Origin of the sequence: Heliophilum fasciatum (assembly GCF_004341395.1) — a bacterium.
Taxonomy (GTDB): domain Bacteria; phylum Bacillota; class Desulfitobacteriia; order Heliobacteriales; family Heliobacteriaceae; genus Heliophilum; species Heliophilum fasciatum.
The window spans coordinates 33,520-47,167 of the sequence record NZ_SLXT01000008.1 but is presented as its reverse complement, the minus strand read 5'-3'; the positions used below and the strand labels follow the sequence as shown (position 1 = coordinate 47,167).

General features: G+C 52.8%; 9 protein-coding genes. All 9 read right to left on the bottom strand.

The window, feature by feature from the left end:
* Positions 1-14 precede the first annotated feature (14 nt).
* Positions 15-647, bottom strand: a complete 633-nt coding sequence (gene rplC, locus EDD73_RS05785) for a 50S ribosomal protein L3 (protein WP_131918834.1) — start codon at positions 645-647, stop codon at positions 15-17.
* Between the two features lie 29 nt (positions 648-676).
* Positions 677-985 carry a 30S ribosomal protein S10 gene (rpsJ, locus tag EDD73_RS05780; RefSeq protein ID WP_131918833.1) on the bottom strand — a complete coding sequence of 103 codons (309 nt, stop codon included), beginning with the start codon at positions 983-985 and terminating at the stop codon, positions 677-679.
* Positions 986-1,315: 330 nt separating this feature from the next.
* Complete coding sequence (gene tuf / locus EDD73_RS05775) at positions 1,316-2,518, bottom strand: elongation factor Tu (protein WP_131918832.1); 1,203 nt, start codon at positions 2,516-2,518, stop codon at positions 1,316-1,318.
* Between the two features lie 92 nt (positions 2,519-2,610).
* Positions 2,611-4,686 (bottom strand): elongation factor G, encoded by a 2,076-nt coding sequence (gene fusA / locus EDD73_RS05770; protein ID WP_131918831.1) that lies wholly within the window; start codon positions 4,684-4,686, stop codon positions 2,611-2,613.
* Positions 4,687-4,751: 65 nt separating this feature from the next.
* Positions 4,752-5,222: a 30S ribosomal protein S7 gene (gene rpsG / locus EDD73_RS05765; RefSeq protein ID WP_131918830.1), complete on the bottom strand. Its 471-nt coding sequence runs from the start codon at positions 5,220-5,222 to the stop codon at positions 4,752-4,754.
* Positions 5,223-5,235: 13 nt separating this feature from the next.
* Entirely contained in the window at positions 5,236-5,640 is a 405-nt protein-coding gene (gene rpsL, locus EDD73_RS05760) for a 30S ribosomal protein S12 (RefSeq protein WP_131918829.1), read from the bottom strand.
* Between the two features lie 79 nt (positions 5,641-5,719).
* On the bottom strand, positions 5,720-5,974 hold the full coding sequence (locus tag EDD73_RS05755; protein WP_131918828.1) for a L7Ae/L30e/S12e/Gadd45 family ribosomal protein: 255 nt from the start codon (positions 5,972-5,974) through the stop codon (positions 5,720-5,722).
* Positions 5,975-6,098: 124 nt separating this feature from the next.
* Complete coding sequence (rpoC, locus tag EDD73_RS05750; protein WP_131918827.1) at positions 6,099-9,881, bottom strand: DNA-directed RNA polymerase subunit beta'; 3,783 nt, start codon at positions 9,879-9,881, stop codon at positions 6,099-6,101.
* A 42-nt stretch (positions 9,882-9,923) separates the two neighbouring features.
* On the bottom strand, positions 9,924-13,406 hold the full coding sequence (gene rpoB, locus EDD73_RS05745) for a DNA-directed RNA polymerase subunit beta (protein WP_131918826.1): 3,483 nt from the start codon (positions 13,404-13,406) through the stop codon (positions 9,924-9,926).
* Positions 13,407-13,648 lie beyond the last annotated feature (242 nt).

Here is a 13,648-nt window from a genome sequence, read left to right as displayed (position 1 = left end):
TTCTCCAGGGGTGGTTACTTGGCTTTGACAGTACTTTTAATCAGCACTAAGCCTTTGTTCGGGCCAGGAATTGCACCTTTGATCAGGAGCACATTCCGTTCGGTATCCACGCGAACCACTTGCAGGTTTTGCACAGTGACGCGGGCATTGCCGAGTTGACCGGGCATTTTGCGTCCTTTGAAAATCCGTGCCGGTCCTTTGGCTCCGGCAGAACCAGGACGGCGATGGTATTTGGAACCATGCTTCATCGGTCCGCGACCAAAGTTATGGCGTTTGATGCCGCCAGCGAAGCCTTTACCTTTGGATGTACCTACGACATCGACATATTCACCAACGGTGAAAAGGTCGGCTTTGATCTCTTGACCTACTGTGTACTCGTCGAGGTTGTCAACTTTGAATTCGCGCAGATGACGAACCAGTTTAACCCCGGCTTTCTTCAGGTGGCCTTTTTTCGGTTGGTTCAGCAGCTTTTCGCGTACTGCGCCAAAACCGAGTTGCACAGCTTCATAGCCATCGTTAGCTACGGTTTTCTTCTGGACAACAACGCAAGGACCGGCTTCTACAACAGTAACCGGAACGGCGTGCCCGTTGTCGGCAAAGATTTGAGTCATACCAATTTTACGACCAAGAAGTCCTTTTTTAGGCACCAATGACACCTCCCATCTTCAAAGTGCACTTACAGTTTAATCTCGATGTCCACACCCGCCGGCAGATCCAAGCGCATCAGCGCATCGACAGTCTTCGGGTTGGGGTCGAGGATGTCGATGAGGCGCTTGTGGGTGCGCATCTCGAACTGTTCGCGCGAGTCTTTGTTAACGTGGGGAGAGCGTAAAATGGTGTAAATGCTCTTCTCCGTCGGCAAAGGAATCGGGCCCGATACGCCCGCCCCAGTACGCTTGGCAGTTTCTACGATCTTCTCGGAAGACTGGTCGAGAATCCGATGATCGTATGCTTTCAAGCGGATACGAATTTTTTGTTTACCCATAACTAGGTAAGTCCCTCCTTTGGTCGCCCGATTGATTACGGACCTTCTCCGCGAAAATTCCCCCAACAACGCCCTCGGGTGTGTCGCAGTTAGCTTGAAAAAAATAGCCAACCGGACCCTCAGTGGTTGGGCAACCTTTCGCTTCATCGCAAGCCAACCCACAATACAGAATTATATCACCGTAAATAGCAGTTGGCAAGATTATTATTGATTTGGTACAAATTTTTTTTCGGTAGCGATCAATGGCAGAAAAAATCATCGAAAAGACCGGATCACGTATCTCTACGTAATCCGGTCTTTTGAATCTTATCCAGCAGTCGCCGGTAAGAATTATTCGGTGATGGCAGTTACAACACCAGCGCCAACGGTACGGCCGCCTTCGCGGATAGCGAAACGGAGACCTTCTTCGATAGCGATCGTCTTGTGCAGTTCGATCTCCATCTTGATGTTGTCGCCAGGCATGCACATTTCAACGCCTTCGGGGAGTTCGATCACACCGGTAACGTCGGTCGTGCGGAAGTAAAATTGGGGACGATAGCCGTTAAAGAACGGGGTGTGACGTCCGCCTTCTTCTTTGGACAGAACGTAAACTTCGGCGCTGAATTTGGTGTGGGGTTTGATCGAGCCGGGTTTCGCCAGAACTTGGCCACGCTCGATGTCTTTACGGTCAACACCGCGGAGCAGTGCGCCGATGTTATCACCAGCTTGTGCGAAGTCGAGCAGTTTGCGGAACATTTCTACGCCGGTAACAACCGTTTTCCGGGTAGCTTCAGCCAGACCAACCAGTTCAACTTCTTCGCCAACTTTGATTTGACCACGCTCAACCCGACCGGTTGCAACAGTACCACGACCGGTGATCGTGAAAACGTCTTCAACAGGCATCAGGAAGGGCTTGTCAACAGCGCGCTCCGGCGTGGGAACGTATGCATCAACAGCGTCCATCAGTTTCCAAACTTGACCGCACCATTCGCATTCACGGGTGCCGCAACCACATTCCAGGGCTTTCAGGCCGGAACCGGAAACGATGGGAATATCGTCGCCAGGGAATTCATAGGAAGAAAGCAGTTCGCGAACTTCCATTTCGACCAGTTCCATCAGTTCAGCGTCATCGACCATGTCGGCTTTGTTGAGCCAAACAACGATGTAAGGAACGCCAACCTGACGAGCCAGGAGGATGTGTTCACGGGTTTGGGGCATGGGGCCGTCAGCAGCGGAAACGACGAGGATCGCACCGTCCATCTGAGCAGCACCGGTGATCATGTTTTTGATGTAGTCAGCGTGGCCAGGGCAGTCCACGTGTGCATAGTGACGAGTAGCTGTTTCGTATTCTACGTGGGCGGTGTTGATGGTAATACCGCGTTCACGCTCTTCCGGAGCAGCGTCGATTTCGTCATATTTTTTGAAGGAAGCACCGCCGTGCTTAGAAAGAACCAGGGTAATGGCTGCCGTCGTCGTGGTTTTACCGTGGTCAACGTGTCCGATGGTACCAATGTTAACGTGAGGCTTGGTACGCTCAAATTTGGCTTTTGCCATTTGTCAATCATCCCTTCTTTTCTTTTAATTTTAGTAGCTTGGCTTACATCTATGCGGCGAACATCGCAACAGCTTCGGTTTCGCTATTCAGCTTATCCTTGCCGTTTTGCCATGATGCCTTCAGCAATGTTCCGGGGCACTTCTTCATAATGATCAAACTGCATGACGTACTGGCCACGACCTTGGGTGCGCGAACGCAGGTCGGTGGCGTAGCCGAACATTTCAGCAAGCGGTACGAACGAGCGAATCACTTGTGCACCGGCCCGGGATTCCATGCCTTCAATGCGTCCACGGCGCGAGTTGATGTCACCGATGACGTCACCCATGTAGTCTTCGGGAACAACGACTTCGACGCGCATCACCGGTTCGAGGAGAACAGGCGATGCTTTTTTCGCACCTTCTTTGAACGCCATCGAGCCGGCAATCTTAAAGGCCATTTCCGAGGAGTCCACGTCGTGGTACGAACCGTCAACCAAGGTCACGCGCAGGTCAATCGTTTGATAACCGGCGAGAACACCGGTTTGCATGGCTTCTTTGATACCATTATCAATTGGCGCAATGTATTCACGGGGAACAACACCGCCGACGATCTTGTTGACGAATTCGTAGCCAGCACCGGCTTCCAGCGGTTCGATTTCGATGACGCAATGACCGTATTGACCACGGCCACCGGACTGGCGAACGAACTTGCCTTCCACTTTAGCTTTGCTGCGAATCGTTTCCTTATACGCAACTTGCGGGCGTCCGACGTTAGCTTGAACTTTGAACTCGCGCATCATCCGGTCAACGATGATCTCCAGGTGGAGCTCGCCCATCCCTTGGATGATCGTTTGGCCGGTTTCTGTGTCGGTGAACATCCGGAAAGTCGGATCTTCTTCGGACAGACGTTGCAGCGCAATGCCCATTTTGTCCTGGTCAGCTTTGGTCTTCGGCTCGATGGCTACGTCAATAACCGGTTCGGGGAATTGCATCGATTCCAGAATGATCGGTGCTTTTTCATCACAAAGCGTGTCGCCCGTCGTCGTGTCTTTCAGACCAACGGCAGCAGCGATATCCCCGGTGTAGACTTGGCTGATTTCTTCGCGGTGGTTGGCGTGCATCTGGAGGATACGGCCAATCCGCTCTTTTTTGCCTTTGGTCGAGTTGAACACATAGGAACCCGAGCTCAGGCTGCCGGAGTACACGCGGAAGAAGGCCAGTTTGCCAACAAAGGGGTCGGCCATAATCTTAAAGGCCAATGCGGAGAAGGGCTCGTCATCGGAGACCTCACGCTTATCTTCTTCTTCCGTATCCGGGTTAATCCCGTTGATGGCGGGAATATCCGTCGGTGCCGGCATGTAATCGACGACAGCATCCAGGAGCGGCTGTACGCCTTTGTTTTTGAAGGACGATCCGCAGAGCACAGGGATCATCTTCACGGCCAATGTTCCTGCACGTACGCCTGCCCGAATCTCTTCCTCGGTGATCTCGTCACCTTCCAGGTAACGCATCATCAATTCTTCATCGGTTTCGGCGACAGCTTCGAGCAATTTTTCCCGGTATTCCTGGGCGACTCCCAGCACGTCTTCCGGGATTTCCGTGGCTTCACTGGTTTTACCCAGATCATCAACGTAGACCATGGCTTTCATGGTGATCAGGTCAATGATGCCTTTGAATTGGTCTTCCGAACCGATCGGAATTTGAAGCGGCACTGGATTCGCACCGAGCCGGTCTTTAATCATCGAAACGCCTCGGAAGAAATCAGCGCCGACGCGGTCCATCTTGTTGATGTACGCGATACGAGGAACCCCGTATTTGTCAGCTTGACGCCAAACGGTTTCGGATTGCGGCTCAACACCACCGACCGAACAAAAGACAGCTACAGCTCCGTCTAATACGCGCAGGGAACGTTCGACTTCTACAGTAAAGTCCACGTGGCCGGGCGTATCGATAATGTTGATCCGGTGTCCACGCCATTGACACGTTGTCGCTGCAGACGTAATCGTGATGCCGCGCTCTTGTTCTTGGACCATCCAGTCCATGGTGGCTGCACCGTCATGGACTTCGCCGATCTTATGAACTCGACCCGTATAAAAAAGGATACGCTCGGTCGTAGTTGTTTTACCGGCATCAATGTGGGCCATGATGCCGATGTTTCTCGTTTTGTCTAACGGAATTTGCCTTGGCACGTTCGTTCCCCCTTTCTTTGCAGATTTTTAGTAGCCAAGATAGCCACGCTTCCGATCATGGATAATTACCAGCGGTAATGAGCAAAGGCTTTGTTGGCTTCGGCCATTTTATGAGTATCTTCACGCTTTTTGCAAGCGCCACCGGTGTTGTTCGCTGCATCCATAATTTCAGCGGCGAGTTTATCCACCATGGTCTTGCCTGCGCGTTCCCGTGCGTACTTGATGAGCCAGCGAATGCCGAGCGTTTGACGACGTTCGGGACGAACTTCGATGGGCACTTGATAGTTAGCACCACCAACGCGACGGGCTTTGACTTCAAGTACGGGCATGATGTTCTTCATGGCTGCTTCCAGCACTTCGAGCGGGTTTTTGCCGGCTTTTGCTTCAATCGAATCGCAAGCGGCATAGAAAACGTTTTCAGCGATGCTTCTTTTTCCGTCCAACATAATCTGGTTGATTATCTTGGTCACTACTTTTGATTTGTAGATCGGATCGGGAAGGACATCGCGCTTGGGTACAGAACCTCGACGCGGCATTTAACTTCCCTCCTTACTTCTTACCTTTGGCTGCCGTAGCGGCGCCTTTTTTCGGCCGTTTGGTGCCATATTTCGAACGAGCTTGGTTACGGTTTTGGGTACCGGCTGTATCCAGGGCACCTCGAACAATGTGATAACGCACGCCCGGCAGGTCTTTCACCCGGCCACCACGTACCAGCACCACGGAGTGCTCTTGGAGGTTGTGCCCGATACCAGGAATGTATGCGGTAACCTCAACGCCATTGGTCAAACGTACCCGCGCAACCTTCCGCAGAGCGGAGTTCGGTTTTTTCGGTGTCGTGGTGTACACACGAGTGCATACGCCGCGTTTTTGCGGGCACGACCGGAGAGCGGGAGCCGTCGATTTCTCGGCGAGGACTTCTCTTCCCTTACGGACTAACTGACTGATCGTTGGCATGAACATCCACCTCCTTCCCATAATCATGGGATGATTCTTTTCTTACAACTCACCCATGCGTATCGTGATTTAGGCGTCCTTACGTCTCATTGACAATGCCAGCGGATGCTGACCCTACTTTAATATTGCAGGCCAAGCCGAGCATTTGCATTGATTCGACGGTGATCACGGGTACCGCCTTTTGCTCACACATTTTCATTAAAGGATCAACGACTTGGGGATCGGCATCTTGCGCGATAAAAACGAGTTTCGCTTGCCCCTTTTCCACCGCCTTCAGGGTTTGCTTGGTGCCTACCGTTTTCTGTCGGGCTGCTTGCAAGCGTTCTAAAGGCATTGTTATCCTCCTTTAACGAATCACACACTATAGCATCTTAGCACTTTTCCAACTCAGTGTCAACGCAAAATCGGCGATGGGGACGAAATTCGTCCCCATTTCCTTCGATTTTGTTGGCTTTTGCTTAGGCTTCGATGTCAATACCAGCTTCTTCTTGTTCTTGCGCCAGTTGATCTGTTTGCACTAAGCGGATGTTGCGATAACGGGTCATGCCGGTACCGGCCGGAATCAGCTTACCGATAATGACGTTTTCCTTCAAGCCTAACAGCGGATCGACCTTGCCTTTGATGGCGGCTTCGGTCAACACGCGCGTCGTTTCTTGGAAGGACGCTGCCGATAAGAAGGAATCCGTCGCCAAGGATGCTTTGGTAATCCCCAGCAGGATCGGTCGTGCCGTCGCCGGCTCGCCGCCTTCTTCGATGGCCCGCAGGTTCTCCGCTTCAAAATCGGCAATATCGATCAGACCGCCGGGTAACAGGGCGGTGTCACCGGACTCTTCGACTTTTACTTTACGCATCATCTGGCGGACCATGACTTCGATGTGTTTATCATTGATATCCACACCTTGCAGGCGGTACACGCCTTGCACTTGCGCCAAAAGGTAGTTCTGGACGCCAATCATGCCTTTGACACGCAGCAAATCGTGGGGGTTAACGGAGCCTTCAGTCATTTCATCGCCTGCTTGCACCCGCTTGCCTTCAACGATCTCCTTTTTAAAGCGATAGTTATAGGGAATGGGATAATGATGGCGTTCGCCTTCGTCATCGATGATTTCGATTTCGCGGCGGCCTTTGGTCTCGATAAAGTGAATGATGCCGTCATGTTCGGCGATGATCGCCAAGCCTTTGGGCTTACAGGCCTCAAAAAGCTCTTCAACCCGCGGCAAACCTTGAGTAATGTCATCGCCGGCAACGCCACCGGTGTGGAACGTACGCATGGTGAGCTGCGTTCCCGGTTCACCGATCGATTGAGCGGCAATGATCCCGACGGCTTCACCGATTTCCACCGATTGTCCCGTCGCCAAGTTGCGGCCATAACATTTGCGGCACACACCGTGGCGAGTGCGGCAGGTCAGGGTGGTGCGGATATGCACATGGTTGCGCTCTTCATCTTGATACCACGGGGTATCGCCTGCGAAGGCGCGCGCTTGCAGGAACTGATCCAGCGTAAGCACGTCGCCGATGGAAACAAGTACTTCGCCGGTCTCGGGATCGACAACCTGCTGCGTCGCCCGGCGGATGAACAACTCTGACGGTTGATTGCGGTTCACATAGTTATGATAGATCAGGTTATCAACGCGCTCGGCCAGATCATTGCTGATCTCTTCATCGAGCGTGGTTAACCGGAAGTCTTGCTGCCACTCGGGATTGGTGGTGTCAACGGCGCTACCGTTGGTTAATGCTTGATCAAGAGCGTGCCAATCGACCAGTTCTTCCAGGGGATATCGTCCGGCCAAGCGGTCTTTGATCCGCTCTACCAGTTGTTTATCACTGTAAATCGATTGTACGCTCATTCCAGAGTTGGAATAGCAATCGATTTCGCGAACGATCACGTCTTGCGATACGTCGACAAGGCGCCGTGTCAAGTACCCGGAGTCGGCGGTACGCAGTGCTGTATCGGCCAACCCTTTCCGGGCACCGTGGGTGGAGATAAAGTACTCCAACACCGTCAGGCCTTCACGGAAGTTGGCTTTGATCGGCAAGTCGATGATGCGGCCCGACGGATCAGCCATCAAACCGCGCATCCCGGCCAACTGCCGGATCTGCTGGATGTTACCGCGGGCACCGGAGGTGGCCATCATGTACACCGGGTTGAATTTATCCAGTGTTTTCAGCAGTGCATCTTTGACGTCTTCGGTCGTGCGGCTCCACACTTTGATCACTTGATCATAGCGTTCATCAGCAGTGATCAAACCTTTACGGTAGTTCCGCTCGATCATTTCAACTTCTCTGTCGGCTTCAGCCAGCAAGGTCACTTTTTCCTCGGGAACGTCAATATCGGTAATCCCGACAGTGACACCGGCCCGAGTCGAGTATTTAAACCCTTGCCGTTTGATGCCGTCGAGCATTTTGGCGGCTACGCCGATACCGAGCTTTTCATAGCATCGGGCCACGATGTTGCCCAATTGCTTTTTGCCCACCACTTCGTTGACATAACCGACCTTGGCAGGAATCTCCTGGTTGAAGATCAACCGGCCACAGGTCGTGATCAACCGTTTGCCGCTGGCATCAAAGATCTGCGAGCTGGGATGGGCATAGGAAACGGCTTCGCGCAGCGCATCATCCATGAGCACTTCAATTTCGGCTTGCAAGTGGATGACGCCGCATTCGTAGGCCATGAGCACTTCATCGATATTGGCGAAGATCATGCCTTCGCCTTTGGCGTTTTTCCGGTCACAAGTCAAGTAGAAGGAGCCAATAACCATGTCCTGGGTAGGCACGGCCACCGGGCGTCCGTCTTTGGGGTTAAGAATGTTGTGGGCCGAAAGCATCAGGTTCCGTGCTTCTGCTTGGGCTTCCGCCGACAGCGGCACGTGAACAGCCATCTGGTCACCGTCAAAGTCCGCGTTGTAGGCCGTACACACCAAGGGGTGAATCTGCAGCGCCCTGCCTTCGACAAGGATCGGCTCAAAGGCTTGAATGCCCAGGCGGTGCAGCGTCGGTGCACGGTTAAGGAGGACGGGATGTTCAGCGATGACGCCTTCCAGCACGTCCCAGACTTCGTTTTTCACCCGTTCCACCATGCGCTTGGCGCTTTTGATGTTATGGGCATGACCGTCTTCGACGAGCTTTTTCATGACAAACGGTTTGAACAGTTCCAGCGCCATTTCTTTCGGCAGGCCACACTGGTGAAGTTGCATTTCCGGGCCGACAACGATAACGGAACGGCCGGAGTAGTCAACCCGTTTTCCTAATAAGTTCTGACGGAAACGGCCTTGTTTTCCTTTGAGCATATCGGAAAGCGATTTTAAGGGGCGGTTGCCGGGGCCGGTCACGGGACGACCGCGGCGCCCGTTGTCGATGAGCGCATCCACCGCTTCTTGGAGCATGCGCTTTTCATTACGCACGATGATGTCCGGTGCACCCAGATCAAGGAGGCGTTTCAAGCGGTTGTTCCGGTTGATGACCCGGCGATAGAGATCGTTCAGGTCCGATGTGGCAAAGCGTCCGCCGTCCAATTGCACCATCGGGCGCAGTTCCGGCGGGATGACTGGGACAACGTCCATGATCATCCAGTCGGGGCGGTTGCCCGAGTGTTTAAAGGCTTCGACAACTTCTAAGCGGCGGATGGCGCGCACTTTACGCTGCCCCGTCACTTCACGCAATTCTTTGCGCAGCTCATTACAGAGTTGCTCCAGATCCATCTCCACCAGGAGTTCTTTGATCGCTTCGGCTCCCATGCCAGCGCGGAACTCAGCACCGAATTTTTCGCGATACTCCCGGTATTCCGCCTCGGTCAGCAGTTGTTTTTTCATCAACGACGTTTCACCGGGCTCGATGACGATGTAGGAGACAAAATAAAGCACTTTCTCCAGTGAACGAGGTGACATGTCCAAGAGCAAGCCCATTCGGCTGGGAATCCCTTTGAAATACCAGATATGGGAAACCGGCGCGGCTAGTTTAATATGTCCCAGCCGCTCACGGCGCACCTTGGAACGAGTCACTTCGACGCCGCAACGGTCACAGACGATACCTTTATAACGAATCCGCTTGTACTTGCCGCAATGGCACTCCCAGTCGCGTGTCGGTCCAAAGATTCGTTCACAAAAAAGTCCATCCCGTTCCGGTTTTAAGGTTCGATAATTGATCGTTTCCGGTTTTTTAACTTCTCCGCTTGACCATTTCATAATCAGATCTGGCGAAGCCAGACCAATGCGCATACGGTCAAAATTATTGACGTCGAGCAACTGCTTCTCTCCCTTCCGGGTCGTCCTTGGGTTGCCAGCGACTTATAGGTCTTCCAGCTCTTCTAATGCATCGTCGAGATAACTGGCATCGTAGTCATCTTCCACTTCTTCAACGGGCTCACCCGGCATCGGTGGTGCCGCCGGTTCAGCTTCTACTTTTTCAGTGCCCTGGATGTCAATACCCAGTTCTTTGGCGGTTTCGGCTACGTCTTCCTCAACTTCTTTGATTTCGATTTCTCTTTCATCTTCCGAAAGGATCTTCACATCAAGACAGAGGCTTTGCAACTCTTTAATTAAGACTTTGAACGACTCCGGCACACCCGGCTCAGGGATATTTTCACCTTTGACGATGGCTTCATAGGTCTTTACGCGGCCCACGACGTCGTCCGATTTAACGGTGAGAATTTCTTGGAGCGTATAGGCAGCACCGTACGCTTCCAGCGCCCATACTTCCATCTCACCAAAACGCTGCCCGCCAAACTGGGCTTTCCCGCCAAGGGGCTGCTGGGTAACCAAGGAGTAGGGTCCGGTAGAACGAGCGTGAATTTTATCATCAACCAGGTGGGCCAGTTTAAGTACGTACATATAGCCCACGGTGATCGGGTTGTCGAAAGGTTCCCCGGTACGTCCGTCGTAAAGCACCGTTTTGCCCAAAGGCAGTACGCCGTTAGGAAGCACTTCCCGCATCGACTTGGTGCGGCTGTCTTCCAACGCCACACCGGTAAACTCGGGCAGCTTGGCTCTACGCAGAAAATCATAAATGTCTTCTTCGGTGGCACCGTCAAAGACCGGTGTGGCAATGCGCACACCTTTATCACCGCTGGGGGCGCCGTCGGCAAGCACGCCGCGATCCATGTGGCTGGCCGCCCAACCGAGGTGACACTCCAGGACCTGCCCGATGTTCATCCGTGAGGGAACACCCAGCGGATTCAGGACGATCTCAACGGGTGTGCCATCGGGAAGGAAGGGCATATCTTCTTCCGGCATGATGCGGGAAATAACCCCTTTGTTCCCGTGGCGTCCGGCCATTTTATCGCCCTGCGAGATTTTGCGCTTTTGGGCAATATAAACACGGACGAGTTGGTTGACGCCGGGCGCCAGTTCGTCGCCGTTTTCCCGTGTAAACACTTTGACGTCGACAATTTTACCGGCTTCGCCGTGAGGTACGCGGAGCGATGTGTCCCGTACTTCCCGTGCTTTTTCACCAAAGATGGCTCGCAGCAGTCGCTCTTCGGCCGTCAGTTCCGTTTCCCCTTTGGGGGTTACTTTACCGACGAGAATGTCGCCGGGACGCACTTGCGCACCGACGCGGATAATGCCGCGGTCGTCCAGGTCTTTAAGCACATCTTCGCTGACATTCGGAATGTCGCGGGTGATCTCTTCGGGACCGAGCTTGGTGTCGCGGGAGTCACATTCATACTCTTCAATGTGAATCGAAGTGAAGTAATCTTCCTTGACCAGCTTCTCATTGACCAGGATCGCGTCTTCGTAGTTATAACCTTCCCAGGTCATAAAGGCAACGAGAACGTTGCGCCCCAAGGCCAGTTCGCCTTGGTCCGTCGAAGGACCGTCGGCAATGGTTTGGCCTACCGTGACCGGTTGGCCTTTATAGCAGATCGGTTTTTGGTTGATGCAGGTTCCTTGGTTGGAACGGGTAAACTTGAGCAGCTTGTGTTTTTCGGTGGTCCCGTCGTGGCCTTTGACGATGATTTCATCGGCGGTTACGCGGTCAATATAACCGTCTTTACCGCTGAGCGCCACAACACCGGAATCGGTGGCTGCTTTATACTCCATACCGGTTCCGACATAGGGAGCATCGGTACGCAACAGAGGCACGGCTTGCCGCTGCATGTTGGCACCCATGAGGGCGCGGTTGGCGTCATCGTGCTCAAGGAAGGGAATCAAGGCGGTGGCGATGGAAACGACCTGTTTCGGTGATACGTCCATGTAATCGACATGTTTCGTATCGACGACGAGGATGTCATGACCATGGCGGGCATTAACCTTCGATTCCAGGAATCGCCCTTCACCGTCTAAGGGTGCGTTCGCTTGGGCAACGGTGTATTTATCTTCTTCGTCCGCCGTCAGGTAATCGATTTGGGCGGTTACCTGGCCGTTTTCTTTATCGACTTTACGGTACGGCGTTTCGATGAACCCAAATTCATTGATCCGCGCATACGTAGAAAGCGAACCGATGAGACCGATGTTCGGACCTTCCGGCGTTTCAATCGGGCACATGCGGCCATAGTGAGAGTGGTGAACGTCGCGAACTTCAAAGCCGGCACGTTCCCGGGAAAGACCGCCCGGTCCTAGGGCTGATAAGCGCCGTTTATGGGTCAGTTCCGCCAGCGGGTTGGTCTGATCCATAAACTGGGACAACTGAGAGGAGCCAAAAAACTCTTTGATGGCGGCGACAACAGGACGGATATTGATCAGCACTTGCGGTGTGATCACTTCCACATCCTGAATCGTCATCCGCTCCCGTACCACCCGCTCCATCCGCGATAAGCCGATGCGGAACTGGTTCTGTAACAGTTCCCCGACAGAGCGCAGGCGGCGGTTGCCCAAATGGTCAATATCGTCTGCATGACCGTTGCCGTCCATCAGGACCAGCATCTGACGTACTGTGGCGATCATGTCTTCTTTGGTCAGGTGACGCAAATTCGGGTCTGCATCGACTTGCAGGCGTTTATTTAATTTATAACGACCGACTTTGGCCAAATCATACCGCTTGGGATCGAAAAACAAGGTTTCGAGCAAGCTCCGCGCGCTGTCTACCGTCGGCGGTTCGCCGGGACGCAGTCGCTTGTAGATTTCTACCAAAGCTTCTTCGGTGTTTTCCGTATTGTCACGTTCTAAGGTGACCGGGATGCTGTTCAAACGATCATAGTCTTGGAACAGTTCATTGATCTGGGCATTGGTTGAATAGCCTAGTGCGCGAAAAAGCACCGTACCCGGTAATTTCCGAGTTCGGTCTATGCGAACAAAAATGTTATCATTGATGTCAGTTTCAAATTCCAACCAAGCTCCACGGTTCGGAATCACCGTAGAACCGTACATTTTCTTACCACTCGGCGGATCAATGTTTTCGTGGAAATAAACGCCCGGTGAACGAACAAGCTGGGAAACGATAACGCGCTCCGCGCCGTTGATGATAAAAGTACCTTTGTCGGTCATCAAGGGGAAATCGCCCATGAAGACTTCTTGCTCTTTGACTTCGCCTGTTTCTTTGTTGATCAGGCGCACTTTAACCCGCAACGGTGCTGAAAAGGTTACGTCCCGCTCTTTACATTCCTCAACTTCGTACTTCGGATCCCCTAGGGTATAGTCAATAAACTCGAGGATCAGGTTGCCAGTGAAGTCCTGGATCGGTGAAATATCGCGAAACATTTCACGCAGGCCTTCTTCTAAAAACCAGCGGTACGAGTTTTGCTGGATCTCGATCAGGTTGGGCATGTCCATGACTTCCTGGATGCGAGCAAATGACCAGCGTTCGCGGGGCCCGCATTGCACAGGATATACCATCCGTCTTCACCTCTTGATTCGTGATGGGAAAAACAAAAAAAACGCCAGCCGGGGGGCTATTCTTGGTCCCCCTCGATACACTGGGTTTCTTTACTTCACCTGTGGCAAACAGCTCCCTCCCCGGCGAGTCCTGTCAATCATACCCTCAGGTTCACCCTCATATCGAACAGTTTAACCTCTTTTTGGCGAACTATCCCATTTTTTGTTTTCTTCGATGGTGATGGTTCATACCTGAAGAGACA

Coding starts and splice junctions, on each gene's coding strand:
- rpsJ (WP_131918833.1), bottom strand. CDS start 985: ATGGGTAAACAAAAAATTCGTATCCGCTTGAAAGCATACGATCATCGG.
- tuf (WP_131918832.1), bottom strand. CDS start 2,518: ATGGCAAAAGCCAAATTTGAGCGTACCAAGCCTCACGTTAACATTGGT.
- rpsG (WP_131918830.1), bottom strand. CDS start 5,222: ATGCCGCGTCGAGGTTCTGTACCCAAGCGCGATGTCCTTCCCGATCCG.
- rpsL (WP_131918829.1), bottom strand. CDS start 5,640: ATGCCAACGATCAGTCAGTTAGTCCGTAAGGGAAGAGAAGTCCTCGCC.
- EDD73_RS05755 (WP_131918828.1), bottom strand. CDS start 5,974: ATGCCTTTAGAACGCTTGCAAGCAGCCCGACAGAAAACGGTAGGCACC.
- rpoB (WP_131918826.1), bottom strand. CDS start 13,406: ATGGTATATCCTGTGCAATGCGGGCCCCGCGAACGCTGGTCATTTGCT.